The organism is Nostoc sp. LEGE 12454, assembly GCF_056620565.1.
On the sequence record NZ_JBWQXL010000069.1, the window covers coordinates 1 to 25,867 of the forward strand.

Annotated in this window: 18 protein-coding genes; 7 read left to right on the forward strand and 11 right to left on the reverse strand. The window is 42.5% G+C overall.

What is annotated here, in order from left to right; translation table 11 throughout:
* Positions 1 to 99: 99 nt before the first annotated feature.
* From AC1F2U_RS32685 to egtC, 3 genes are all read right to left on the reverse strand, one after another.
* Positions 100 to 1,764: an FAD-dependent oxidoreductase gene (locus AC1F2U_RS32685; RefSeq protein ID WP_480264921.1), complete on the reverse strand. Its 1,665-nt coding sequence runs from the start codon at positions 1,762 to 1,764 to the stop codon at positions 100 to 102.
* Between the two features lie 64 nt (positions 1,765 to 1,828).
* Positions 1,829 to 2,038, reverse strand: a complete 210-nt coding sequence (locus tag AC1F2U_RS32690) for a hypothetical protein (protein WP_334842956.1) — start codon at positions 2,036 to 2,038, stop codon at positions 1,829 to 1,831.
* 535 nt (positions 2,039 to 2,573) lie between these two features.
* Positions 2,574 to 3,386: an ergothioneine biosynthesis protein EgtC gene (egtC, locus tag AC1F2U_RS32695; protein WP_335191311.1), complete on the reverse strand. Its 813-nt coding sequence runs from the start codon at positions 3,384 to 3,386 to the stop codon at positions 2,574 to 2,576.
* 264 nt (positions 3,387 to 3,650) lie between these two features.
* Here egtC and AC1F2U_RS32700 point away from each other — a divergent pair, with 264 nt between their 5' ends.
* Positions 3,651 to 4,253: a hypothetical protein gene (locus AC1F2U_RS32700; protein ID WP_480264922.1), complete on the forward strand. Its 603-nt coding sequence runs from the start codon at positions 3,651 to 3,653 to the stop codon at positions 4,251 to 4,253.
* Between the two features lie 114 nt (positions 4,254 to 4,367).
* Here AC1F2U_RS32700 and AC1F2U_RS32705 read toward each other — a convergent pair whose 3' ends face one another.
* Both AC1F2U_RS32705 and AC1F2U_RS32710 read right to left on the reverse strand, forming a co-directional pair.
* Positions 4,368 to 5,699, reverse strand: a complete 1,332-nt coding sequence (locus AC1F2U_RS32705; protein WP_480264923.1) for a serpin family protein — start codon at positions 5,697 to 5,699, stop codon at positions 4,368 to 4,370.
* Between the two features lie 392 nt (positions 5,700 to 6,091).
* On the reverse strand, positions 6,092 to 7,687 hold the full coding sequence (locus AC1F2U_RS32710; protein WP_480264924.1) for a S8 family serine peptidase: 1,596 nt from the start codon (positions 7,685 to 7,687) through the stop codon (positions 6,092 to 6,094).
* A gap of 189 nt (positions 7,688 to 7,876) precedes the next feature.
* Here AC1F2U_RS32710 and rpe point away from each other — a divergent pair, with 189 nt between their 5' ends.
* Positions 7,877 to 8,584 carry a ribulose-phosphate 3-epimerase gene (gene rpe / locus AC1F2U_RS32715; RefSeq protein WP_322684187.1) on the forward strand — a complete coding sequence of 236 codons (708 nt, stop codon included), beginning with the start codon at positions 7,877 to 7,879 and terminating at the stop codon, positions 8,582 to 8,584.
* Between the two features lie 996 nt (positions 8,585 to 9,580).
* On the opposite strand, the gene AC1F2U_RS32720 is transcribed toward rpe, so the two are convergent.
* The 3 genes from AC1F2U_RS32720 to AC1F2U_RS32730 form a co-directional block, all read right to left on the reverse strand.
* Positions 9,581 to 9,931, reverse strand: coding sequence for a HetP family heterocyst commitment protein (locus AC1F2U_RS32720; protein WP_480264925.1), 351 nt, complete (start codon positions 9,929 to 9,931; stop codon positions 9,581 to 9,583).
* Positions 9,932 to 11,109: 1,178 nt separating this feature from the next.
* Complete coding sequence (locus AC1F2U_RS32725) at positions 11,110 to 11,196, reverse strand: hypothetical protein (protein WP_480264934.1); 87 nt, start codon at positions 11,194 to 11,196, stop codon at positions 11,110 to 11,112.
* A 529-nt stretch (positions 11,197 to 11,725) separates the two neighbouring features.
* Positions 11,726 to 14,134: a GH116 family glycosyl hydrolase gene (locus tag AC1F2U_RS32730; RefSeq protein ID WP_480264926.1), complete on the reverse strand. Its 2,409-nt coding sequence runs from the start codon at positions 14,132 to 14,134 to the stop codon at positions 11,726 to 11,728.
* Positions 14,135 to 14,642: 508 nt separating this feature from the next.
* On the opposite strand from AC1F2U_RS32730, the gene AC1F2U_RS32735 reads away from it, so the two are divergent.
* Both AC1F2U_RS32735 and AC1F2U_RS32740 read left to right on the forward strand, forming a co-directional pair.
* Positions 14,643 to 17,834 carry a WD40 repeat domain-containing protein gene (locus AC1F2U_RS32735; RefSeq protein ID WP_480264927.1) on the forward strand — a complete coding sequence of 1,064 codons (3,192 nt, stop codon included), beginning with the start codon at positions 14,643 to 14,645 and terminating at the stop codon, positions 17,832 to 17,834.
* A gap of 361 nt (positions 17,835 to 18,195) precedes the next feature.
* Entirely contained in the window at positions 18,196 to 18,669 is a 474-nt protein-coding gene (locus AC1F2U_RS32740; RefSeq protein ID WP_480264928.1) for a hypothetical protein, read from the forward strand.
* A gap of 367 nt (positions 18,670 to 19,036) precedes the next feature.
* Here the strand turns inward: AC1F2U_RS32740 and AC1F2U_RS32745 are convergent, their stop codons facing one another.
* A complete protein-coding gene (locus tag AC1F2U_RS32745) occupies positions 19,037 to 19,414 on the reverse strand; it encodes a CU044_2847 family protein (RefSeq protein ID WP_480264929.1) in 378 nt (125 codons plus the stop codon).
* A 67-nt stretch (positions 19,415 to 19,481) separates the two neighbouring features.
* Between AC1F2U_RS32745 and AC1F2U_RS32750 the strand changes: the two genes are divergently transcribed.
* From AC1F2U_RS32750 to AC1F2U_RS32760, 3 genes are all read left to right on the forward strand, one after another.
* The gene (locus AC1F2U_RS32750; RefSeq protein WP_480264930.1) at positions 19,482 to 22,160 is read left to right on the forward strand and encodes an nSTAND1 domain-containing NTPase; all 2,679 of its coding nucleotides are present in this window, start codon (positions 19,482 to 19,484) and stop codon (positions 22,158 to 22,160) included.
* 376 nt (positions 22,161 to 22,536) lie between these two features.
* A complete protein-coding gene (locus tag AC1F2U_RS32755) occupies positions 22,537 to 22,941 on the forward strand; it encodes a DUF4112 domain-containing protein (protein ID WP_480264931.1) in 405 nt (134 codons plus the stop codon).
* A 377-nt stretch (positions 22,942 to 23,318) separates the two neighbouring features.
* The gene (locus AC1F2U_RS32760) at positions 23,319 to 24,524 is read left to right on the forward strand and encodes a glutathione S-transferase family protein (RefSeq protein WP_480264932.1); all 1,206 of its coding nucleotides are present in this window, start codon (positions 23,319 to 23,321) and stop codon (positions 24,522 to 24,524) included.
* Between the two features lie 298 nt (positions 24,525 to 24,822).
* Here the strand turns inward: AC1F2U_RS32760 and AC1F2U_RS32765 are convergent, their stop codons facing one another.
* Positions 24,823 to 24,951: a hypothetical protein gene (locus tag AC1F2U_RS32765; RefSeq protein ID WP_480264933.1), complete on the reverse strand. Its 129-nt coding sequence runs from the start codon at positions 24,949 to 24,951 to the stop codon at positions 24,823 to 24,825.
* A gap of 226 nt (positions 24,952 to 25,177) precedes the next feature.
* Positions 25,178 to 25,411, reverse strand: a complete 234-nt coding sequence (locus tag AC1F2U_RS32770; protein WP_335183439.1) for a hypothetical protein — start codon at positions 25,409 to 25,411, stop codon at positions 25,178 to 25,180.
* Between the last annotated feature and the right edge of the window lie 456 nt (positions 25,412 to 25,867).

The window sequence follows — 25,867 nt, forward strand, 5'->3', positions numbered from 1 at the left end:
CCGGGGGGGCAGAGGAGCAGGGGAGCAGAGGAGCAGAGGAGCAGAGGAGCAGGGGAGAGGGTTTGCAGATTTTATACAGGTTAGTATTGGCTGCTTTAGCTAAACATTACTTAGGTAGCGGTGAACGAATTGAATGGCGATCGAACCTTCTCCCACACCGGATGCCACCCGTTTAATTGAGCCATAGCGGACATCTCCGGCTGCGAAGATTCCGGGAATGTTGGTTTCTAATAAGAAAGGAGAGCGTTCTAATGACCAACCACGAGGAGATTTGCCATTATGCACTAAGTCTGGCCCTGTGATGATAAACCCCTGAGCATCGCGTTGAATAACGCCATCGAGCCAATCAGTTTTGGGGCTAGCACCGATGAAAATAAACAGCGATCGCGCTGACACGGTTTCGGTTTGTCCAGTGTTGGCATGGGCGATCGCAATTGCTTCTAAATGTTCCTCTCCCTTTACTTCCACGACGCTGCAACCCGTGCAAACTTTGATATTTTCAGTTGCAGCAATTTGGTCAATCAAATATTGAGACATACTTGATGCTAATGACTCACCCCGTACTAACATAATCACTTTGCTGGCATACTTAGAAAAATGCATTGCTGCCTGTCCAGCAGAGTTTGCCCCGCCTACCAAGTAAACCTCTTCGTTGGTGCAAGCGATCGCTTCAGTCATGGCAGCACCGTAATAAATTCCTGCTCCTGTGAGCTTCTCGGCTCCTGGAACCTTTAGCCAACGGTAGGAAACGCCGGTTGCAACTAAAAGCGCATGGCAACTAATCTCGCTACCATCTGCCAATTGCAGAACCCGATAAGGATCTTCCAGCCGAACCCCAGTTACTACTTGAGGAGTGAGAATTTCTACCCCAAATCGCCGCGCTTGGGTGACTCCCCGCCTTGCCAAATCGCTGCCACTCAAACCAACAGGAAACCCCAAATAGTTCTCAATCCGCGAACTCGTACCCGCTTGTCCTCCTGGCGCTTCACGCTCAATTAAGACAGTACTCAATCCCTCAGAAGCACCATAGACTGCTGCTGCCAGTCCGGCAGGGCCAGCACCCACGATCGCTAAGTCATAGAAGGGTCGCTCTGCCTGAGTTTGCAGTCCAATTTTGGCGGCAATCTCTAAATTAGATGGTTGAATTAATCGGGAACCATCGGGAAACAGCACCAAGGGTAATTGTTGTCTACAATCAGCTTGGGCGTATTCCACCAATTTTTCTGCATCCGGCTCCAGTTCAACATCTAACCATTTAAATGGAACCTGGTTACGTGCTAGGAAGTCTTTCACCTGATGTGAAAAAGGCGACCAGCGATTACCAATGACTCGAATGCCTTCAAAGCGTGGGCGGAATCCAGCTAGCCAGTCATCTAGCAAATCATTTAAAACCGGATATAATCTTTCTTCTGGTGGATTCCAAGGCTTGAGTAAGTAATAATCAAGTTTGGCACTATTAATCGATTTTATAGCAGCATCTGTATCTGCATAGGCCGTCAACAAGGCACGTTTCGCATCGGGAAAGATGCTTTTTGCTCGTTCCAAGAACTCCACGCCTCCCATTTGGGGCATACGTTGATCCACTAAAAATAAAGCAACTGGTTCATTCCGCAATTTTAGTTGCTGCACCACATCCAGAGCCGTAATACCTGAATCTGCTCGGACAATGCGGAAGCGATCGCCATATTGATGACGCAAGTCTCGTGACACCGCTTGCAATACTTCTGGATCGTCATCGACGGTTAAAATTGCTGGTTTCGCCATAACTACTGTTACTTAACAATTGCAGTGTCTAGCCGTTATCTTCAAAAATTTGTCGTTAAAATATCTACTGTTTAACCAGTTGCTTTAAACGAAAGTATGCCTCTTCTGGTGTTAGCGGTTCCGATTGAGTTTCATTGGGTATATAAAATACCCAGGTATCAGGAAAGTAATGCACTACAAAGCTGGGAATCAAACCCAAGCTTACTGCTTGCTTGCCGAGTTTTTCAGCTTGTTCTTCTAAACTCAGTTGGTCGTGAAATGTGTGTTCAACCATACTTTTGCATCTCCCTGTACTTTATTTGACCCTGGAAAAAGGTTCAAAACCAGTATTGCACGAATCACCTTTAGGTGATTTATCATGTTCCAGAATCAGCTTGAGAATATTTTGGTAGTAGACCTAGAATAATTTCAAATATGCTTTCGTAGAGAATCATAAAACTATTTTGGTCATTCAGGGTAATTGAAATTGGATTGAATCAGGCAACAGGGTATTTTTTACGAAATTATAAGTAAGTATGCGATCGCTCCAGCTTATGCTTATATGGGTATAGTGGCGGACAAAGTACAAGAAAGCCTTAAAGGAATGATGATTGCGTCACCGATGACTCGCTAACGCTTCTCTACAAGACGCACTCGCGTTCGCTATCGGTGACGCTAGCTCCCAAAGGAGTTAAAAGGGCGGATGATTTATGTTGTCTCTCTGACTTGCCTCCAACTGTTGCCTTTTGCACAAGTAACAGCAATACTTGTCTACCATCGCACCAACTTTAGAGAGAAAAGCTCAATTTCCACAAAATCGCAATGCTTATTTAAACCCCAATGGGAACAAATCTCTCTAACAGGCTAATTGTTGGCTGTAATGACTGGGCTTCAACAAATAGCGCAGTTTGCTCCCCAAAAGCAGTCCAATTTTGGTGATTGGATAAAGGCTCAGAAGCAACAATAACTTGGTTTGGCTGCTTGAGTTGATCGCAAGACCAATAAAGAGTAGGGGCTTGTGTGCGATAAGCATAGCGAATTGCTGCAACTGCTTGACCATCGCTGACAATTACATTGGCACTAAAGCTGGTGTCGTGTTCTGATGCCAACTTAGTCAATTTTTGAAGTGTGGCATTTAATGCTGACAACAGAGTGCTGTCTGGAGACGACTGCCATATTTCCACTAGTAGGGCGAAGATGTGTTCAGAGTCAGTCGTGCCTTTAATCAGGCGGTAAGTGGAATCAGAAAGGCTCTCACGTATTGGTCTACAAAGAGTTTGTTGAAAGTTTGATATCTCGCCATTATGCACAAACAAAAGTTTCCCACTACGAAATGGCTGACAATTGCTAATGTCAAGCGATTCACCTGTTCCAGCTAATCGGACATAGCCTACAGTACAACTGGATTGTACATAGCTGCTCAACTCTTCCAGATTCGGCTCGTTCCACAGCGGGATAGTATTTCGGTAAATAAAGGGTTTACCCACTTCGTCGTACCAGCCTACACCTACTCCGTCTCCACAAACTACTCCTGATTTTAATTCCAAAGGACTGTAACTTTGTTTGTAGAGCGAATGCTCTTGTTTATACAGCAACTCATCTAAGAGGATGGCGTTACCAAGATAGCCAATTAATCTACACATAAAAAAACGATGTTGCTGAAAGAGTAAGAAAAATCAGTCACAAGCCCCGATAGAAATCGAAACTTTTAACTGGACAATTATTGCAAATCATTACTAATTTAACAATTATTGTTTATCTTGTGTATGTTTGATCTGTGACTTTAGTCATGGTTTTATTGCCTTGCTAAAAATCTAGAATAGAAGCTAAAGTAATATTTATTCCTTACCTTTGTTTGAGCTTGATTTGTGAATTATCCGTTCGCATTCAAAGGATTTTAGAGAACTATGCCAATTAAAAAACACATTAATCTTAATCAAGGATGTTTCCTTAATCCCGCAAATCAACAGATAGTTATCAATTTAGCTAGTGAAGATATTTTAAATTTAATCACGCAAGAATTAAAAACTCGTTATTCTCCAGAAACTCAAAAAAACTTACTTGAGGAGAGTTCAAAGTTATTACCTACTTTTGTATTTCAAGAATTATTACAACGCCAACAGCAAGTAGTAGATATTAACCCAGATAGTTTAATTGTCGTTAGCTGTCAGATAGCAGAGGCAGAAGTCGATGATTTGGGATTTGATTTAAATATCGAAGTATATTTTGTAGTTGGAGATATAAAAGGTCAAAACCATTTTCGGGCTAATCAAATAGTCCTTTGGTCGAATATATGGGGTGATGAAGAACAGCCTTTTGATTTAGAAGATGAACTAGGAGAACAATTCTGGACAAGCTATCAAATTCACTTGCTTTTTGACGAAAAAGAGCAGCAAACAATTGAACTGGAACTATCACAAACAGATGATTATACCGCGAGGTTAGAATTTTCTCCATCACTAAAAAGATTTTCACCATCCATAGTTCCCTTTACGGATAATGACTTATAAAAATTATTATCCGCACATATAGTGAATGTAAATTAATCATTTATATTCACTGAAAATTTTATTTTTTAGAAGTTCTCTTTTAAAAAAATGAAGTCTTCAATCCCTCCTACATCCTCATTGTGGTTCGATAATTGAACCCATAAACAAAATGTTTCCCGTCTGATTATCCCGAATAGCACAGAAGAAGGGACGATCGACAATCATTCGGAATGGTTCTGGTTCTTGTCTCAATGATGTTGGTACTATTTCCACTGAAGTAGCCGCAGCCGCTTCGGTGCCTTCTTCGTTCACTTCAACAAAAGTTTTATGCTTAACTTGGCTAATGGCAAAATCTTTACCCATACCAGAAAAATCGGCTTTGTTGCTGAAAGCCTCCCCCATACCTAAAGTTTTTAAAGCATCATTGAGTGTAATCTCGTAATCTGTTTTGAAGCGGGGTAGGCGAATAAACCCTTTTTGATTGTTGAACTGAGTCATCCATTTTTCCCAGTTCTCAACATTCAAGTTTTGATAGAATGCTTTGAGGTTAGAGTTTTGTTTGGGTAGGAAGATATAAAAACTGACCTTACCATCTTTACCATAAGGTAAACTAACTGCCTGAAAATTTTCGCTTTCATAGTATTTATAATCACCCTCTTGTGACATCATTGGGTGTTGTTTTTGCCTGTTAGATGTGATGTAAAAAGGGTATGGAGCAGTTTCTTTTTTGTCAAACTCGTTACTCCAATTACCTTTAAAATATATGGCATTAATCAGAAATAATACCTGATTTGGTTCAATATTTTCAACTATTTTAGTGATTTTGCCGTTAGTATTTTCTTTGACCCAGTTATTGATAATACTAGATGCGGCAGCATCTTGAAAGTTTAAATTACTGACTTTGGCTTGATAGAAGTCCTGGCTTCTCTTGAGAAAGTCTGGTGCAAAGCTAACATCTTGATTTGCCCAAAGTGAGTTAGCAATTTTTAATTGCACTTTCGTATCCGAATTGTCTAAAAGCTGTTTTAATACCGCCGCATAAGAAGAGTTGATTTCTGGTAGATTCATCCCCTGGAATTCTAGGGTTTTTGCCATTGCTTGTTGAGTCGAACCGCTAGCACCGTTATAAGTCATAGCAAGAGCGATCGCAACACTCGAAGGTGAGATAAAAATATTCTTCTCACCTTTTTCATCTTTGAGAACTTCTGAAAATAGTTTGAAGCCAAACTTATTGCTAGACTCAACTATTTTTGTATCAATGTTGGCTGTTTTTTTTTGCAATGGAGTTTCTGACTGAGGTAAACTAGATTGCGCAAGGGCACTTTTATTACTATCGACTTGAGAACACCCTAATACACTGAATAAAACGACACTTGCAGCTGCCAGAGCATAACGTCTGCCTAGACTAACACCGTAACGTCTTTGCAGGAAATTTTCTTTTGCATCACTCAATTTATGGCGATTCATTCTGCTACCTCACTTGCCAAAGATTCCCGATTTGTGCTCAGAGTTGACGCAGATACTGTGTCAATGATTAACTATTGCATTTACTCCAATAGAAAAATGGGACTGTTACAGTTTTCGTAACAGCAAATTAGTAGCTCAGAGTAATTAAACACAACATGTAGAGTTGCTAATTCTTTATTGAGACGGCTATACAGACGAGTTATAAAAAATTTTGATTTATAAGAATTTTTATCTTTACGTATAAACGTATTGTAAGCTACGTAATCATAAAATAACTACTTCTGTGAGGTTTTTATAGATCGAATAAGGTTTCTCAGAGGCAGGAAATCTCGTTCCCATACGGAGCGTGGGAACGAGAAAAACGCTGTTACACAGATATTTGTTAACCTATTTCAATTAATAGGTACACTCCACCAAGCTAAACTGTAGGGTTGAGTCGCTTCATTCAACTTTTGACGAAACTGGACGCGGATTTTGTAATTGCCAGTAGCAGTAACGGGGCAAAAAATATGTTCTACACTATCAATTTGGCTGATTGAGGAGCAAACAGCACCAGCATCTGAATTTTGAGCATCAGCTTTTACTAAGTATAGGTCGAGATTATTTAAGCCGCGATCGCGAAAATTTTCGCCTAGATCGTATTGCTGGTTTTTATTTTTATCGTTGAGTTCTACCAATCGATCCCAACTCAAAGTGACAGCAACAAAACTCCCCTGCTTTAACGGTTTTGCTAATGTATAGTCAACAAATGCTCCAACATCAACTGTACGATAATCCCAACCAATAGCCGACACCGCAGCTGATGCTTGCCATTGACCAGCATTAAATTGCTGATAAGCGCGAAATACATTTAAATGACCCGCTCCCATTTGAGCATCTAAGGGAATCTTTGGATCTTTATAAGCATCAGAATCTAGCCAGTTTTGATTTTGTTTATCAATTAGCGTCCGAGTCATTCCCAACTTTAAGCCATTGCCGCTATCTAGAAGTTTGTCTGCTGAATTCAGCAATACAGCTTTCATCACTTGATGACGCCGAGAATCAATGCTCCAGTGAGGTTGTTTTGTCCGCATCTGTCGGTCTGCAAGTTCCTGCAATAGAGCAACGGTAGCCGTAACTTGAGGCGCGGCAAAACTAGTACCTGTAACCTTGTTCAATTTGCCATCTGGATTGAGCAAAGGAATATTATTACCAGGAGCAACTAAACTGATAGCGCGACGCCCATCAAGGTCAAATTCCTTTCCAGCTAGTCTTTGATTCACCCCTTGGTTAACACCCGCCAGATTAGCCACGTCTACTTTGTTAAAAACCCCCCCTCGGCGGGATGAAAAAGCCACGTTTATTCCGTTAAAATTATCTGTAGGAATAGGAATACCGCCCTTACCCTGGTTGCCTGCGATCGCATACAAAACATCATGAGCGCGACTAGACCAGTCAACACATAAAGTTAATAAAGCATTGCCGTCTAAAGTAGCTTCCGGTCGAGGATCGCGGCTCAGAGGTTCCCCAAAGCTAAAGTTAATCGCACGGACATCGCCACCATTTTGGAGCGCTATGTGCTGTGCCGATAAGCACTCCTCTGGCTGACCCATGTTTTTAGTGGAACCCACCGCCGATGAATACAATCGCGCTCCCGGCGCAACTCCTGGCAAAGCTTTGTCTTGACTCACCATCACACCAGCGACATTGTAGGCGTGGGGGTCAACACCATTATTAGACTTAGCTGGGCCATTGCGTAAGAAAACCGCTGCTAAAGATATGGCACGATTTTTAGACACCGCCTTATCCCACCCAAACATTCCCGGCCGACCAATTTCCACTTGACCAATAGCAATCTTGCGACCGATTAAATTATAAGGAGCTTGGTGTAACTTCAGAGCATCAATACCGTTAGTTCCCAAAGCAGATTCTAAAACTGAAGCAATTACCGGCGCACTCAGACAAGAAGCAGTTAATCCCCAAATTATCCAGGTTAGTTTTTTAGTCATTTGTTATTTGTCATTAGTCATTGGTCATTAGTCATTGGTCAAAAGTTAGGAGTTAGGAGCTAGGAATTCGGAGTTATTATTCTCCCTCTGCTCTCTACTCCTGCAAAAAGATCGGGATCAAACTTATGAGTCTTGCTCAATGTTTTGTTACAATGCTTACAGACGAGGACGCTTAAAAACCCACTAGCCATGACCCAAAACCTATCTCAAAAGCCCATTGTAATTTCTCCATCTATCCTATCAGCCGATTTTAGCCGTCTGGGTGACGAAATTCGCGCCGTAGACGCAGCCGGAGCAGATTGGATTCATGTTGATGTAATGGACGGTCGTTTTGTACCTAATATTACGATAGGCCCTCTGATTGTGGAGGCGATTCGTCCGGTTACGACCAAGCCCTTGGATGTCCACTTGATGATTGTGGAACCAGAAAAGTATGTAGAAGGATTTGCTAAAGCGGGTGCTGATATTATCTCCGTACACTGCGAACATAATGCTTCTCCACACCTACACCGCACCTTGGGGCAAATTAAAGAGCTTGGTAAGAAAGCTGGAGTTGTACTTAATCCTGGTAGCCCTCTAGAGCTAATTGAATACGTTCTAGATTTGTGCGATTTAGTACTAATTATGAGCGTCAACCCTGGTTTTGGTGGTCAAAGCTTTATCCCTGGTGTGTTACCCAAAATCCGCAAGCTGCGCCAAATGTGTGATGAACGCGGTCTTGACCCCTGGATTGAAGTGGATGGGGGACTGAAGGCAAATAATACCTGGCAAGTTTTGGAAGCGGGAGCCAATGCGATCGTCGCCGGTTCAGCTGTGTTTAATGCTAAAGATTATGCTGAGGCTATTACAGCAATTCGCAACAGCAAGAGTCCTACTCCAGAATTAGCTAAGGTTTAATTCCTTTTTGAATTAACCAATTATTAAACATAGAAGTCAAAAAGAATGTAGAGACGTAGCGGTGCTACCTCTCTACAAAGGTTCGAGATTAATTTCACCAGATATGTATTATGCACAAAAAATAAGGTGGGCAAATTGCCTACCTTATTTCTTTTTATATACAGATAAAAAACTGGAAGCTATTCAAGTTTTGAACTTCCAGTAGTGTTATATAAATTGAAAGTTTAGAAACTAAAGATAATCCCGGTTGGGAGGACTAGGATTACAATAGTCGAAAGAGAAGCGTATGAGCTACTAGTTCTACCAGCCAAGGACAACAATTTCACCGTAACTTTTCTATTTCCGTTCCTAAAATTGATGTTAAGCGTTTGCTTTATTAACTAAAGCAACATCAACCACAGGATAGAAAGTTTGATCGGCATTACTCGCACCGTCTGCAGTCAGTGAAAGCTGTGTAAAATTTGGCTTGGGGGAATCCACCTTCCCAAATTTTCTTTGCTCAGACTTTCTCAGAAAAAGAACCACCAGTAGTAACAGTTGGATTATTGGTCTTGGTCTAGGAGTTATTTACTCCATGAAATGCTGACTACTTTTGTAATCAGTTTGATTTATCTCATAGTTAGAACTAATCGTTGATTTTATTTTTTAAATTAACTTGCTTGCCAAATCACCTCTATTTTGGTTTAAGTTGTAGTTGTTATTAGTTTACCAATATCATTAATATATATTTGCCATTTTGGCAGATTTTTGCCAAATCTATGAAATTAATGACTGCGATAGAAAACCTGCCATGCTATAAATTTTAAATTAGCATCGCAGGCTTTCAGATAATCAATCAACTCTAGAGCAGAATCTATTGATTCCAAATACTTTTTAATTGAATCCACAGGATTTCAAGGAAACGTCTTGAACATTTTCTGGTTTTAATGGCGATTTACTTGATTGATGTTCGTTAATTTACTATGTCAATCTCTGGTCTAAACTCTCACCAAGGATTTATGCTTTTTGCTTTCTAGCTACTTCTAGATAAGCTATGTCTTTAATTTTGCTTAAGCAGCTTGATGACACATTATTCTCAGACCGAGAATCATGAGCGTGTTTCAGCATTTTTAGATTTTCAGTTTGCTGTTGTTTTGTCCTATCGGCTTGCGAGTTTTCTTTGAGCAATCGATTGTAGGTGCGATATGGAATGTAATGGAGAGGATTATAACCACCAAATCGTAGCATTAAAACACATGCCCAGGAATACTTTCCAGCAAGAATTGCCTCAACTACTTTGTCAAATTGTTGAGCTTTCACTGTCTTGTCTAAGTTACTACTAATACCAGCAATGTCTTGATTCATCATAGTGTTTAGTTATCCTGGATGAAGTAAACTATTTTCTTTTGTTGTGATTGTTGGTGTTTCAATTAAGGCGTACAGACTGCACTAGCCTTTTTGAAAAGGTTGAATTGCTTGTGGCAAATTATCAGCAATAGAGCGGTGTTAGATGTTTACAAGAGATAAAAATCCATAAGTAAATAAATTTTCTTGGTTCACACGCTTATATTTCTTACTACTGTTGAATTAGGCAATTTCCGGGAAGTTTGCATATTTTTTTAGACTAACAGAAAAAATATATTTATCTTTGAGCGTTACTAGCACCATTCGGATCTATACTATTTTTTGCCGTTAACGTCATCTGCTAATTTAGTATATTTATAGGTCAAATTTACTGAATGTATTCAGATACTTACTTGTGGATTGTGCAGCTTTTAGTTTTGTCCCCTTTGGCTAATTCTTGAGGGGTGTTACCCCTCACCCGATATCATTTTAAAACCTTTATTATTATCGAGTCACTAGAAAATAGTACCATTAACTAGAATGTAAAACAACTCGATAAAAATATTAGTAAATTGGTAATAAAACCATTGCCAGCCATAGTATTGAACCTATTTTTTCAATAAGTTCGATTAGACAATAATACTTATTAGCCTTGTATTTATTGGTTGGCAAAAGCTACAGCTTTAGCGTATCTAAATAAAACTGCTGTAAACCGCTAGTGAATATTTATAATGCTTGGATAGTAATCATAAATAAACCCAAACTTTAAATAAAAGTCCTGGTTAATAATATATATAGATAATTCTAATGCTCGTTAGCGGAGTCAATAAAAATATCCGCGAATGGACACCTTTATTCAATAAAATATTAGGCTAAGTTTGTACAATATTAGAGAATTTGAGAATAGAGATAAAGCTAATTAACACATAATATTATGAAGTTGATTTAGCAGTGATTTCTCTAATGTCTGAATATCTAACAGATTTAAAAAATTAAGATTACAGATGTAGTAGCAATTGGGCTAAATGGTGGTAGAAGCTCAAAAATCAATATGCGATCGCCTTTATCTCTCCAGACAACTACACAATGAATTACTTGACAATGAGCTATCCAAGGGTTATAGTATGAGTCCACCTTAGTTAAAACTAGTCCTCACTGATAACGCTTCACATTCTGCAAGTTTGGGCTGCTTCTAATAAAGGCTAGTGAAATACACCTGTAAGATTTTCTGGCGTTAAGTTACGCAGGCTGTAGAGGTTTAAGCGTATGCACCAGTGTTGGCTAATCATTGCCAAACACAGAGCGCCACAATCTGATGAACTTTGCTGTTGAGTAAAGTAATAGGCACGTCATAACCTAGCTTTTGATTGTGAACGTAGTCTGGGAACTATCAGCAATATTTATAGCTAAAGCTAGTAATATTTGCATTTTTTGAAACATTAGTCTTAAATTCTCAATGCTTCAACTCTTACCATTACTGAAATTTTCCTTCGCTTCCGGAAATACTCGGAAAATAAAATCGCAAATCTAAATTTTGCTTTTCCAGATGAAGGCAGGTTAAATTCGGCAGGGACGCACATCTGTCATAGGTGTCAACTTAAGGTAGAAGTTAGTTAAGAGTAAGCTTCTAGGGTTGCCCTCATCCCCTAGCCCCTTCTCCCAATATGAGAGAAGGGGAACTGGAGTATTTGCTTCCTTTTGCTAATTTTGGGAGAGGGACTAGGGGCAAAACTTATACAATCAGGAGATTTCAGCTTAAGTTGACACCAATGACATCTACGTGTGTTGTATCAAAACGAGAACCCCTTTGATAGTCAATCAATTAATAACTAAGTAAATCCCCCAAATTGCCATTGGCCGCAGGTAAGTGCTAGCGCGGAAAGTACCAGTTGCGGTGATAGCTTCTGGCGTGCGAAATTGCAGACCATTTTCATAAATTTGCTGCACCACAGCTTGCGTCAACCTCAACGCTTCATCTTTCATTCCCATCTGCACCAGAAAAGCCGCCAGCCCAAAATTTATCCCCGTCCAAACTTCTAAGGGATGAGTAGCTTTGGGATTTTCTGGTGAACCATCACGACGAACACCATTAGCAGCACCAAACTCACCATTACAGAATTTCAAAAAGCAAGCGTTATAAACTGTTTTCAGGGCAGATAGGGCGCGATCGCTCGGTACAATATCAGGTAAATCCAGTAGACGAGCGTAAAATTGTCCGCACAATTGATCTGCCATTACCACATCGGAACCACTTTTACTATCCAGTCGGTAATATTCCCCATTCCAGAGTTTTTCTTGGTAAATAGGAAGAGATTGTTGTAACCAAGTTTCATAAGTGGATTTTTGAACCGCCAAGACGCCAAGATCGCCAAGGTTGTGAGTTAATAAAATATCGCTGATTGCGATCGCAGCTTCTAACGCCGCTAACCACAACCCACCACAATAGGCGCTAACACCTTGTAATCGCCAATCATCAAAAGTTTGATCGGGTGCGCCAGAATTTTCAGGAATCCCATCGCCGTCGAGGTCAAAAGTTTTCAGGTAGTCGAGGGTTTGAACGATCGCATTCCAGCAATCTGCCAGGAATTCCACATCGTCAGCACCCGTGAGCAGAAAATCACGGTATACTTGCAAGACAAAATCACTACCTAAATCTTTCCATAAATTACAGTCTTGATAGCTGGTATAGTTGGTTTTCTCCCAAACGTGTTCGTTCGGTGCGCCTAAATCGTGGGGTGTTGCACCTGCAACTTTACGAACTGCAATCGGGCTTTCGGCCTTAATTGTCATGTAATAGCCAATTATTCGGGGAGTATCATCGCCTTGCGGAATCGCCCGTGCAAATGCCCGAATCACCGACTTTTCTAATTCTGGAAACAGCATCAGCAGGGCAAAAGAACCATACAACCGCACATCTAGGCTTTCATACCAACGGTAATCTAGGCACTCCAGCACCGCAAACTGACCGATGGGGTTAAGTTCTGATGCCGCACTCCAGAGAGTACCGCCGCTGGTGAGGTCATAAAGCTCATTAAATAGAGCCATTTTAAACCAGTTGGGTAAATCTTCGCGGTCGAGAATTGGTTTTTGCCAACTTTGAATTTGCGATCGCCAGGTTTGGTATTCTTGTAACGCAGTGGATGCGATCGCCCAGGCGTTGTTTCCATCTTTACCAAAAAAATCTGTATATCTGCGGTAATAGTTAACTCCGGCGGCAAATTCTGTGATGGGCAAATCCCAAGCGACGACAAAGGGGATTTCGAGAGTTTCGCCTGGTTGGAGAGTAAAACGAAGTGCGATCGCAGCCCCGATTTGTGTATTCTCTGTTGCTGGAGTAGTATCAACATAATTGGGCAAAGAGCCATCTTGGGCAAAGCTTTGCCATACCTCATCACCCGTACCTTCAGGATTCCAGCGGCTATGATGAAATACTTCCACTTGGGGATGTTTCAGCGTCGCAATACACCAAGTTCCGTCACCTTCTTGCAAAGGTTCATTACTACCAACCCGACCTAAAACACAGCCAAACTGTTGTGTATTTTCAACTATCTGGTTGTAGTTTCCTTGACTTTCGCCCCAGCGCGGTTGGTATTCATAAACCGGACTACCATCATCGCGTACCTGCACTTCGGGAGATTTGAGAGCATTTGTAAACCAGCCCACCACATTTTGCCAAGTCAGCATAATGCTGAGAGTAATCGGTGCATCTGTGGGATTATGAGCATTCCAGAGGAATATTGCCACAGGGTAGCTAGTTTCTTGGTAATTACCTGCCCAGATTGGGGAAAATTGCTCACAAGTCAACTGTGCTTGAAATATATTTTTATATACAAACCAGCTACGTGGATATAGCGCGTGATAATCGCCCGTTCCCTCTGTGTCGGGAGATGTCGGATACCATTGCCAAGCTTTGAGAGTGCCATCATCGGGCGCTTGCGTAGATAAAACGTAGGTTTGGGAAGATGTGCTATTGGATTCAAACACACTGAACTGACAAGCGGGAATGTTTTTGAAGGTATGCTCACCGCCGTCGATGTGCCACAGGTTAAAGTCTCCTCGTGAAGAACGACCGATGCAACCTGCACCAAAGCCGCCTAAAGGCATACCATGCCAAGGGCCATCATCAATATTACTTGCATAACGGACTGTATAAGGTTTATCCCAGCCTAAGCCGATGGGACGGCTCCAAGTGCAAGAGGGAATTTTCAAAGAGAGTTGATTTGTCATCGCCTAATGTTACAGCGTGCAGTTACGTCAATGAAGACTAGCGCGATGTGAGATTTTTCTCAAGGTAGTGGCACGGTAATGCCCGTTGGTGTCAATTTAAGCTGAAATTTTCTAACTGGTCGTAGCCCACCCTTAGAGGATGTTTGAAAAGTCCTGTTGTTGGTAGCAAAAAGTTTTAGATCCCCCTAAATCCCCCTTAAAAAGGGGGACTTTAAGAAGTTTTCCCCCCTTTTTAAGGGGGGCTAGGGGGGATCAAGATGTGCTGAAAATCACAGCTAACCACTTTTCAAACAACCTCTTAGACATCGCTCACGTAATTACTACTGAACTACAAAGTATAGAGCTTATCCCAGTCACTAAGACTTTAATATTGTGCTTCTACTGCGTGTTACTCAACTGCTACTTGAACTTTAAATCTAGAGTTTTTAACTCTAGTGGGTAAATAACTCGTTAATTTGGGTATTTTAAAGCACAGAGGTAATTTTCTCAATAGTTTTAACAAAACAAGATGATACAATACGCCCTTGTGGTTGAAATTGCTCAGAATGACAACAGTTTCGGCAGCCTGACTAAACCTATTGATGATGCAGAGGCTTTGGCCAGCACAGAAAAATTTTTGCTGGTGGTAGATGAATTTGAGAAAGTATTTACAGTTTGTATAGATAAGGAAGAACGGCAGAGATTTATTGAACTACTAACTGGGGTAGTAGAAATTCATGATTCGCGGTTAGCAGTTGTAATTACTATGCGAGGTGATTTTCTTCAATCCTGTTTAGATAATCCTTCTCTAACTCACCTGATTCAAACCCCAGTAGTTGTTATACCGCCTTTAACTGGAGTTGATTTCAAGGAGACGATCGCCAAACCTGCCCAGCTTCAGGTTCATAGTGTTGAAGAAGCAGGAGCATTAAAAATTCTCCAAAATCTTCAACAAGAACTAGGGAATTTGCCATTGTTAGAGTTTGCCTTAACTAAACTCTGGGAGAAACGCGAGCAAAAGAAACATCAACTCACCCAAGAAGAGTATGAGAACTTGGGAGGATTAACTGCGGTGTTAAATCTCCATGCAGAAAATGTTTATCACTACCAAGATTATGAGAAAGAATACCCAACTCAAGAACGCAGTCAGCAAGAAAAGGAATGGATGAAGCAGATTTTTCTGCGGTTAGTGGGAACGGGAGAGGGAGAAAAGGATACCCGACAGCGCCAACCCAAAGCTACATTATTAAATATTGCAGGTGATGATGCCAATCAACGGCAACAACTTAGTGAGTTGCTAGATGGTGAAGCAGGATTGGTTAAGGGACGCTTATTAGTTTCTGAGAAAGATGAAAAAGGAGAAGTCTGGATTAATTTAGCCCATGAAGCTTTAATTGAAAGTTGGCAGCAGTTTGCCCAGTGGCGACAACAAGACCGAGACTTGCGACCGTTGAGCGAGACATTAGAAAATACCCGACGGGAATGGTTGAACGAAAGGCCGGATGACAAATATTTAATCCAAAAGGGATTGCTGGCCCAAGTGAGAGATACCTGGCAACAATTGCAGCCCGATTTGCAATCACTCCAACAAGATGAGGATTTTTACCAGCGCAGCGATGCCGATGACAAAGACCGGATTGCCGAGATGGAAAGGGCGCTTACTGAATCCCAGTTGCGAGAAAAAGCGGCTAGAGTAGACGATTTATTGCCCTTACAACCCCTAGATAGTCTAGTTTTGGCAATTCAAGCTATGGGGGAGAATCAAGAGAAACTACCCCAGCAGATTCTTGCATCAGTTCAGAACAGTTTGAATCGGGTGGTGAATAAAGCAAGGGTCTCAATTCCCTTTTGTGGTCATCAGGGTAATGTTAATTCTGTCGCTATTAGCGCCGATGGGCAGACGATTGTCAGTGGCGGTGCTGACGGTACTATACGGTTGTGGAATTACCAAGGTCTTTCCTTAGCTGAACCTTTGCGCGGTCATCAGGGTAATGTTAATTCTGTCGCCATCAGTGCCGATGGGCAGACGATTGTCAGTGGCGGTGCTGACGGTACAGTGCGGTTCTGGAATTACCAAGGTCTTCCCTTAGCTGAACCTTTGCGCGGTCATCAGGGTAATGTTAATTCTGTCGCCATCAGTGCCGATGGGCAGACGATTGTCAGTGGCGGTGCTGACGGTACTGTACGGTTGTGGAATTACCAAGGTCTTCCCTTAGCTGAACCTTTGCGCGGTCATCGGGGTAATGTCTCTTCTGTCGCCATCAGCGCTGATGGGCAGACGATTGTCAGTGGTGGTGCCGACGGTATGGTGCGGTTGTGGAACCGCCAAGGTCTTCCCTTAGCTAAACCATTACGTGGGGATAAAAATGATGTCTTTTCTGTCGCCATCAGTGCCGATGGGCAGACGATTGTCAGTGGTGGTGCCGACGGTATGGTGCGGTTGTGGAATTCCCAAGGTCTTCTCTTGGCTGAACCTTTGTATGGTCATGAGGGAAATGTGAAGTCTGTAGCCATCAGCGCCAATGGACAGACGATTATCAGTGGCGGTGCTGATGGTACAGTGCGGTTGTGGAATCGCCAAGGTCTTTCCTTGGCTGAACCTTTGCGCGGTCATCAGGGTAATGTCTCTTCTGTCGCTATCAGCACCGATGGGCAGACGATTGTCAGTGGCAGTGATGGCGGTACTGTGCAGTTGTGGAATCGCCAAGGTCTTTCTTTAGCCGAACCTTTGCGCGGTCATGAAGGCAATGTGAGGTCTGTCGCTATCAGCGCTCATGGTCAAACAATTGTTAGTGGTAGTACTGACGGCACAGTGCGGTTTTGGAACCACCAAGGTCTTCCCTCAGCGAAACCTTTGCGCGGTCATAAGGGTTGGGTCTATTCTGTCGCCATTAGCACCGATGGTCAGACGATTGTCAGTGGCGGTACTGACGGCACGGTGCAGTTGCGGAATCACCAAGGTCTTCCCTCAGCGAAACCTTTGCGCGGTCATCAGGGTTGGGTCTATTCTGTCGCCATTAGCGCCGATGGTCAGACGATTGTCAGCGGTGGTAGTGACGGTACGGTGCGTTTGTGGAACCTGCATGGTCTTGCCTTAGCTGAACCTTTGTATGGTCATCAGGGTTATGTCAATTCTGTCGCCATCAGTGCCGATGGGCAGACGATTGTTAGTGGCGGTGATGACGGCACGGTAAGGTTGTGGAATCGTCAGGGTCTTGCCTTAGCTGAACCTTTGCGCGGTCATCAGGGTTTTGTCAATTCTGTTGCCATTAGCGCTGATGGGCAGACGATTGTAAGTGGTGGTACTGATGGCGCTGTGCGGTTATGGAATCTGCAAGGTCTTCCCTTGGCTGAACCTTTGCGCGGTCATAAAGGTTGGGTCTATTCTGTCGCCATTAGCGCCGATGGGCAGACGATTGTTAGTGGCGGTGATGACGGCACTGTGCGGTTGTGGAACCTGCAAGGTCTTCCCTTAGCTGAACCTTTACGCGGTCATGAGGGTTGGATTTATTCTGTCGCCATTAGCACCGATGGGCAGACGATTGTTAGCGGCGGTGAAGATGGCACTGTGCGTTTGTGGCGCGGTGACTGGCGTGCATGGTTGCAAGTTTGTTGTGACAGGTTACGTTACCATCCCGTCTTCACCAATCCGCAAACAGAGGAAGCAAAAGCCGCCTGCGAAACCTGCCAAAAATATGTTTGGAGTAAAGTAAGCGAGTAAAAACAAGGCATTGCTGTGCCTCTAAGAAGTTCTGCACTCGACTCAATTGCAAACGGCTATAAAGGCAGTAAGTAAAGAAAGGAGAACACAAAAAAGAGACTTATTATCTTCTCCATTTAGGCTCAGAACTCCAGTTTTCTCTTTTAAAACTTGGAAGTTCATGCTCAAAACTCGGAACTTTATGTTCACAACTGCAACAGCCGAGATCCAAGGGTAAATTATGGTGAGTGAAAAGTTTAGGCGTAACCCGCACTTTGACAAAGCTCACCTTTTGACCTTGGAATTTTTATTGGTGTTATTTAAATTTAACTGGTATATGTGGGCACTCTAAAATTAAGCAACATACTGGAGACTAATTTCTATGTCCACAACCTCAATTAGTGCAACACTAGCGCAATCAGATAGAGATGCTGTGTTGCAAGCGATCGCCACCATTAAAGATAAATTACCATTTTTGATTGATTTAAGTAACGAGGAGCGGAAAGCTTTACCCAAGATGGGAGATAAAAGCCGCGCCTTTGTCAGTAAAGCATTGGAGGTAGCGACACAGAACCCAGAGTTTTTGCCGCGATCGTTTGACCTCGATGAGATGCGGAAAGACGTACAATTATTTGAAGCTTTGTATCCAGTACTGCTGTCTTTGTCGCAATTACAAGAGTTGCTAGATGATACATCTACAGCAGTGGGTAGTGAAGCTTATGCAGCCGCGTTGCAGGTGTATAACTATGCCAAAGCTAGCGGACAAGGCGCTGGTTTAGATGGAGTAGTTGAGGAAATGGGGCAAAGGTTCGCCCGTAAATCTCGGAAATCCAAGCCTCAAGCAGCAGCGTTGTAGAAAATAGCTCGGCAATCCCACTTCTAAGGTGCAATGTTGAAGCTCAGAACTCGGATGTTGGAGTAAATTGCTCGACGTTCCGAGTTCTGAACTCGAAGCTTCAACCTCAGAACACGGAAGTTCGAGATAAGAACACGAAACTTGAAGCTATGAACAGCAACGTCCGAGATCCAAAGGTGAACGATCGTGAGTAAAAGGCAATTACTCTCTTTTTTAACTCGGAAGTTCGTGCTTTGAATAGCAACAGCCAAGATTCAAGGGTGAATTATGGTGAGTGAAAAGTGTAGGCGTAACCCGCAGGAGACATTGCTTCCATAATTATTAGCAGAGTTGAAGGTACAAAGCTTATCCTTGGCAAAGCAAAACCTTAAGTGCTGGAATTTTGCTTATTTTCAGGAAACTTACACTTCACCTCAATTTCAAAATTACTCTCCGCCGAACCTTCAGTCACGAAGGGGATACCAGTTTTTCCGCCTATCTTCAAACCAAACTTTAGAGTCACCTCTTCGACTTCAGCAGCACCTAAATTTTTAAAAGCGCCAATGGCATATTTGGTATAAGCTCGAATTTGATGGTGAACTTCCTCAATCTTGACAAATGCCTCTTCCCGAAAGCCGTAGGATTCTTTCTCCTCATCAACCTCCGGTGTGACAACTTCTGGAACAGTTAGCGTTTCCTTTGACTCGAACAGAATTGTATAGATTTCCCCGTCTTCTTCAAAGACTAAACGTTCTATGTTCGACATCAAGCCCTCAGAGTTTAGGTGTATTTAAGTTATCTTATTCTGTAACAGACAATTTAAATACGTATAGATGGCTCGTTACGCGCTTGTAGTTGGCATTACGGATTATACAAATCAGCTTTCCAATCTCACAAAACCAGCTACGGATGCCGAAGCAGTCGCGCAGCTACTAAAAACGCATGGTGATTTTGAGGATATCGCTGTTCTCAAAGGGAAAGTTAGTACAAATAAGTTGGCTGAAGCTTTCAAAACACTTTTGCAACAACAAGCAGTTAAAAACGAAGCGCTAATTTACTTCACAGGGCATGGCATCACCGTATCTGACAGCTTAGGAACACAACAAGCATATCTAGCAACCTCTGACTTGACAATTGTCACTCAAGGCAAGCAAATTATTGAACAAACAGGCGGGATTAGTCTTCTGAGCCTGAACAATTTAATTAGAGACTCCGACTTGAGTAGTCTAGTAGTGCTGTTAGATTGCTGTCATAGCGGTGAATTTTTAGAACGCAATCTCATCGAAAAAACTCTTACTGCCTTTATTTCACAGCGCGATTACTACTTTATTGCTGCTTGTAGAGGTTTTCAACAAGCTTATGCCAAAAAAAGCGAACAACACAGTATTTTTACAACAGCTTTGCTGGCTGGGTTGTCAGCAGAGAACACTAACGATCGCGGACAGGTGACAGGCGATCGCCTTTTTGACACAATTGCCACAGAACTCAAAGGTAGTGGACAAGAACCAATCCGCATGGGTTGGGGGCGTTCCATTACTTTAATTACCCACAAAAATCAAACACAAGCTCAAACCTTTGAGGTAAAGGAAGAATGTCCTTACCAAGGTTTAAAAGCCTTTGAAGCGGAACAAAAACAGTTTTTCTTTGGGCGCAAGCAGGTTGTGAGGAAGATTCTGGGGAAATTGGCACAAAATCCCTTTGTTCCGATTCTTGGCGCTTCCGGGAGTGGAAAATCTTCTGTAGTTCAGGCGGGTTTGATTCCAGAATTAGATGGTAATGTCTGGCGAATTTTACCACCAATCAAGCCAGGATTTCAGCCTTTGCAAGAATTGAAAGGAGTTCTGAAAGCATTTTTTTCAGGGGCGAGAAAAGAAAGATTGCTTTGGGAGTTGATTACTAAAGAACCAAATCCTTTACCTGTAATTCTGGAGCATCTCACAGGTGCAGAAAAATTTTTATTGGTAGTAGACCAGTTTGAGGAATTATTTACTGTCTCTGTTGCTGAACAAAAGCAGAGATTTATTGAATTGCTGACTCAGGTAGGAGAGATGACCGATTCGCGGTTAAAAGTTGTGATTACGATGCGATCGGATTTTCTCGAATCATGTTTAGATTATCCGTCTTTAAATAAATTAATTGAAAATCAGCTTGTTTTGATGCCGCGTATAACTGGAGTTGATTTAAAAGAGACAATAACCGAACCTGCAAAACTTCAAGGTCATAGTGTTGAAGAAGGACTATTACTGAAAATTTTAGAAGATGTTGGTAAAGAACCGGGATACTTGCCGTTGATGGAGTTTGCTTTAACTAGACTTTGGGAAAAACGCGACCAACACAAGCATCAGCTCACCCTAGAACAGTATGAAAACTTCCAAGGATTGACAGGGGCGCTGAATTTTCATGCAGAAAATGTTTATTTTTACGAAGATTATCAGCAGGATTCCCCGACTCAAGAACGAAATGAACAGGAGAAGGACTGGATTGAGCAAATTTTCCTGCGCTTATTGCGAACGGGAGAGGGAGAAAAGGATACACGACAGCGCCAACCAAAAGCTGAACTGTTAGCCATTGCTGGTAATGACCAAGAACAGCAGCAAGCATTAAATGAATTGCTAGATGAAGTATTAGTGAAAGGACGTTTGCTGGTAGCAGGGAAAGATGAACAAGGAAAAGCTTGGATTGATTTAGCCCATGAAGCCTTAATTGAGGGTTGGGAGAGGTTTGCCCAATGGCGACAACAAGACCGAGATTTGCGGCGGTTGAATGATAGATTAGCAGATGCTTTGCGAGAATGGTTGCACAAAAAAGAAGATGAAAAATACCTCATACCAAGAGGATTGTTAGCAGAGGTGCAAAAAAATTGGGAAAAGTTAAAGCCTGATTTATCACCTCAAGCCCAGAAATTTTATCAGCGCAGTGTTGCTTATGAAACAGAACGGAGTAATGAACGACAAGTTGCTCTCAGAGTAAGCCATGAAGCCTTCTTGCTGGAGAAAACAGCAACTATCAAGAAAATACTCCCTTTCCAACCTCTCACAGCTTCAGTTATGGCAATACAAGCAATAGGTGAGAATATCGAGAGATTGCCCAAGCAAATTCTCGCTCCAGTTCAGAATAGCCTGCAACAAGCGATGGAGGTCTTAACTCCTTTCCGTGGTCATCAGGGTGAGGTCAATTCTGTCGCCATTAGCCCGGATGGGCAGACGATTGTCAGTGGCGGTGAAGACGGCACAGTGCGGTTGTGGAATTTCCAAGGTCTGCCCTTGGCTGAACCCTTCCGTGGTCATCAGGATGAGGTCAATTCTGTCGCCATTAGCCAGGATGGGCAGACGATTGTCAGTGGCGGTGAAGACCGCACAGTGCGGTTGTGGCCGGGTGGCTGGCGTGCATGGTTGCAAGTCTGTTGTGACAGGTTGCGTTACCATCCCATCTTCACCAATCCGCAAACAGAGGAAGCAAAAGCCGCCTGCGAAACCTGCCAAAAATATGTTTGGAGTAAAGTCAGCGGGTAAAAACACGGCATTGCCGTGCCTCTAAGAAGGTCTGTACTCGATTCAATTGCAAACGGCTATCAAAGCAGTAAGTGTCGGTTTGTGCTGGCAGGAACTTGCTGTTTATCTGCACCTACGAATACACGAACACGCCCTCACCTTCCTGGATTTGCAATATATCTATGCATTGGTACGGAGGGTAAAGATGACTGGGCGGCAGAGATATTAGAGAGTATGCAAACTCATGGAGAAAACGTCTTATATCATGTCTGGCTAATTAGTTATAATGCTTTTTTAGGCAGTATTCAGGATTTTTATTCCTACTTGTTATTTCTAACGGTACAAGACAAAGAACTAAAAATGGTGCAATTTAAAAGTAGTGTAAATATGGTCAATTATGGACGCTGCCAAACGCCTTGCAACTCTAAATCGCATCCGCAAACTCAGCCGTCTGATGGATACATCAATACGTATCCCTTTGACAGGTTTTCGCATTGGAATAGACCCAATCATTGGTCTAGTTCCAGGTGCTGGTGATTTAATCAGTACAGCGTTTTCAGCTTACATTATATTTTTAGCTACTCGGTTTGGCATCCCGCGTGAAGACTTAGCCAAAATGATTTTTAATGTAGGTTTGGAAACAGTCGTTGGTACTGTGCCTTTAGTGGGTGATTTGTTTGATGCTTTCTATAAGTCCAACATTCGGAATTTGGCAATTTTGGAGCAACATTTGACAGTAGTTGAACCAGAACTAAAAAAAGTGTCTGATGAACTTTCCTCTCAAAAATTTAGCAAAATTTAAGTAGGAAAAGAGCGTAGTTTACGACCACAGGCATTGCCATTGCACATTTACTATGTATTTTCTAGTACATTACTAGCCAGTTGTAGAGAAGCGATGACGGAGCGCTGTAGGTGGTCTGTTGAGTTCTTCTACAGCGTTGGGTCAACAACTGGCGATTTGCGTCTGTTCTGTTGATATCTCATTTAAACGGCAATTCAGAGACAAGTTATGCCAAATTGCCAAAACCTTTGAGCGTGGTATCGTCACTTCAACTTTTTCTTAAAAGAGAAATGGAAAGAATTGATGGGCGAACCTATCGGTTAAATTTAGCCTTGGTGTAATTGAAAATATTGTAGAGTATAGAACTGTCCTAAGTATTGCCCTACGCAACTCCCCCTATGACTACCGCACCCTTAAGCTGGGAAGAACTAGAAACCCTCACGGACTATCAAATAGATACCGTTAATGGTCTCACCAATGCTAGAGCCAGGTTGCGCTTGTTTGGTCAGCCGGAATCTGATGTGCGGGTAACGCTGTACCGCGATAACCACGCCTGGTGTCCTTACTGTCAAAAAGTTTGGTTATGGCTAGAGGAAAAACAGATCCCCTACCGCATCGAAAAAGTGACAATGTTCTGCTATGGGGAGAAAGAAAGTTGGTACAAACGTAAGGTACCATCAGGAATGCTCCCCGCGATCGAGCTAGATGGACGGATTATTAAGGAAAGCGATGACATTTTGATCGCTTTGGAAAAGGTATTTGCTCCATTGAACCAAGGGATGGAAGACCGCACGGTGCTGACTCTACGTCAATTAGAACGACTTTTATTTAGAGCCTGGTGCGCTTGGCTATGCTCTAGAACCGATTCCTTTCAACAAGAACAACGCAACCGAGAACAATTTATCGGAGTGGTGGCTAGGGTAGAAGAGGCTCTGGGTAGCACCCCAAGCCCTTATTTTCTAGATAGCTTCGGCATCGTCGATGTCATTTTTACGCCATATCTCGAACGGATGAATGCGAGCCTTTACTACTACAAAGGCTACTCACTGCGGGAGGAAAACCCTCGTTTGAGCGCATGGTTTGCGGCAATGGAAAGCCGACCGACCTACTGCGGTACTCAGAGCGACTTTCACACCCACGCACATGATTTGCCGCCCCAGATGGGGGGCTGTTGGGAAAACGGCGAAACCCAGATGTTTCTCAATAAAGCGCGAGTGGATAACGGCCCCTGGTTCGGGCTACCAGATGTTACTTATCCAGAGCCGGAAAACTCCCGCATGGAAGCTCTTAAACGAACAATCGATCATCGGATCAATATTATTCGAGTCAACCCCTTAGATGATAAATTGTTCGATCTAGCGCTACGTTGTGCTTTAACACACATGATGACAGGAGAAGACTGTGTACCTCCATCGGGATCTGATGTCGCTCTCCGATATTTGCGCGATCGCATTAATGTACCACGAGACATGTCTATCTACGCAGCCAAGCGATTGAGGGAATCCCTGGAGAAAACCGCAGCCCTTGCGGGTGATGGGCAGCCAGCCCCCATTCCCACTAAGCATCGACGAGATCAAGACCCGTCTAACTTTGCCATCAAGTAGGATTTCAGATATTTATGCCTTTCAGGCAGTAGTTTTGCAGAAAGTACTGGTGCAAACTTTCTCAGAACCGCAACAAAAGTTTCATCAACTGTCATAGATGCCATCAAAGTACATTACGCCCGATAATAGAGTCAAACTGCACATTTGGCGCAAGAGATGCCAGCATAGCAGGTATCTGTGCAACAAATGCAGTAAAAACTATTGGTTGCATTGTTTCAGGAAGTGCCGCAGCTTGTTCAATTAAAGCATTGGCATCAGAGCTATTGGAAACACAGGCATAAACCCCACCTTCAGGAACTTACCGGATTGCTTCCCAAGTAAGTAAACCAGTGGCGGCATTTAAATCCAATACTAAATTATGACGTTGTAATTGCGCGAAAGTGAAAATGCGATCGCGCACAGATGCTAATTGTGTACCCTCTGTCAACTATCCACGACCTGAATCCTTACGAAATTTCCATACAGTACCTGCTTAATCCCGCATTTCTCACAAGCTTCAGGCGTTTGATGATGAGTAATGAGTAATGAGTAATAAGCATATTGCAACAGGTGCAATACCAGTGCAAGAACTTGTAGATTCTTACTCATTACTCCTTACTCACTACTCATTACTCCTGCATTCGAGGTGTGGTAAGAAATCCGGGTTAATGCCTTCAAGAATCGACAACAGATGTAATGCGTTTGTAGCGTTTACGCTCTGTTGACCATTTGTTACATGCTTGTGTAACTGTTTGTCTGTCTTGTTGTGATAAAAGCTCATCTGGTTGACTGCAAGCTAAAATTTGTGCTGCTTTTCGAGCTTGTTCATATCCCACACCATATTTGACTAGTTCTGTATGGAATATTTTTTCTTTTTCCTGGACTGATATCAAAAAATTCTGCTGCATAAACCAAGGTTTAAAAGGTTGTTGTCAAACTATATCTAACCTCTTCTACAATCTCTGTTGTTCTCTCGTCGGAGTGATTCAACAACCACAGCAAAATAACTTTTGATTTTAAATATTACAAATATTAAAGTTTTTTAACTATAGCTTAATAAGTTGGCAAAAATACTGATAATAACATACATGTCTCATCGCTACGAAATTGACGTAATACCATTTCTTTGTGAGGCTGCGCCAAACCCTTTTAACTTCTTTATTTCTTTTTTTGTGTCCTTCTCTGACGAGACGCTGCGCGAATGCGTCTATGCGGTTCGTTTTAATCGTTAGCGTCTACCTAATGGGACTTAGACAAAATAGAGGAGTAAAAAGGGGTATAATTCTTTTTCAGCCTAGCTTTCACGTCAAAGTAAGCTCCCATGAAAGAGACAACTCCCGCCGCCATGCCTCCATGCTTTGAAA

Excerpts from the sequence above, each read along its gene's own strand:
- rpe (WP_322684187.1), top strand. The coding sequence starts at position 7,877 with ATGACCCAAAACCTATCTCAAAAGCCCATTGTAATTTCTCCATCTATC.
- AC1F2U_RS32750 (WP_480264930.1), top strand. The coding sequence starts at position 19,482 with ATGGCTCGTTACGCGCTTGTAGTTGGCATTACGGATTATACAAATCAG.
- AC1F2U_RS32725 (WP_480264934.1), bottom strand. The coding sequence starts at position 11,196 with ATGATTAGCCAACACTGGTGCATACGCTTAAACCTCTACAGCCTGCGT.
- AC1F2U_RS32720 (WP_480264925.1), bottom strand. The coding sequence starts at position 9,931 with ATGATGAATCAAGACATTGCTGGTATTAGTAGTAACTTAGACAAGACA.
- AC1F2U_RS32755 (WP_480264931.1), top strand. The coding sequence starts at position 22,537 with ATGGACGCTGCCAAACGCCTTGCAACTCTAAATCGCATCCGCAAACTC.
- AC1F2U_RS32690 (WP_334842956.1), bottom strand. The coding sequence starts at position 2,038 with ATGGTTGAACACACATTTCACGACCAACTGAGTTTAGAAGAACAAGCT.
- AC1F2U_RS32705 (WP_480264923.1), bottom strand. The coding sequence starts at position 5,699 with ATGAATCGCCATAAATTGAGTGATGCAAAAGAAAATTTCCTGCAAAGA.
- AC1F2U_RS32730 (WP_480264926.1), bottom strand. The coding sequence starts at position 14,134 with ATGACAAATCAACTCTCTTTGAAAATTCCCTCTTGCACTTGGAGCCGT.
- AC1F2U_RS32745 (WP_480264929.1), bottom strand. The coding sequence starts at position 19,414 with ATGTCGAACATAGAACGTTTAGTCTTTGAAGAAGACGGGGAAATCTAT.
- AC1F2U_RS32700 (WP_480264922.1), top strand. The coding sequence starts at position 3,651 with ATGCCAATTAAAAAACACATTAATCTTAATCAAGGATGTTTCCTTAAT.
- AC1F2U_RS32685 (WP_480264921.1), bottom strand. The coding sequence starts at position 1,764 with ATGGCGAAACCAGCAATTTTAACCGTCGATGACGATCCAGAAGTATTG.
- AC1F2U_RS32735 (WP_480264927.1), top strand. The coding sequence starts at position 14,643 with ATGATACAATACGCCCTTGTGGTTGAAATTGCTCAGAATGACAACAGT.
- AC1F2U_RS32770 (WP_335183439.1), bottom strand. The coding sequence starts at position 25,411 with ATGCAGCAGAATTTTTTGATATCAGTCCAGGAAAAAGAAAAAATATTC.
- AC1F2U_RS32740 (WP_480264928.1), top strand. The coding sequence starts at position 18,196 with ATGTCCACAACCTCAATTAGTGCAACACTAGCGCAATCAGATAGAGAT.
- AC1F2U_RS32710 (WP_480264924.1), bottom strand. The coding sequence starts at position 7,687 with ATGACTAAAAAACTAACCTGGATAATTTGGGGATTAACTGCTTCTTGT.
- egtC (WP_335191311.1), bottom strand. The coding sequence starts at position 3,386 with ATGTGTAGATTAATTGGCTATCTTGGTAACGCCATCCTCTTAGATGAG.
- AC1F2U_RS32760 (WP_480264932.1), top strand. The coding sequence starts at position 23,319 with ATGACTACCGCACCCTTAAGCTGGGAAGAACTAGAAACCCTCACGGAC.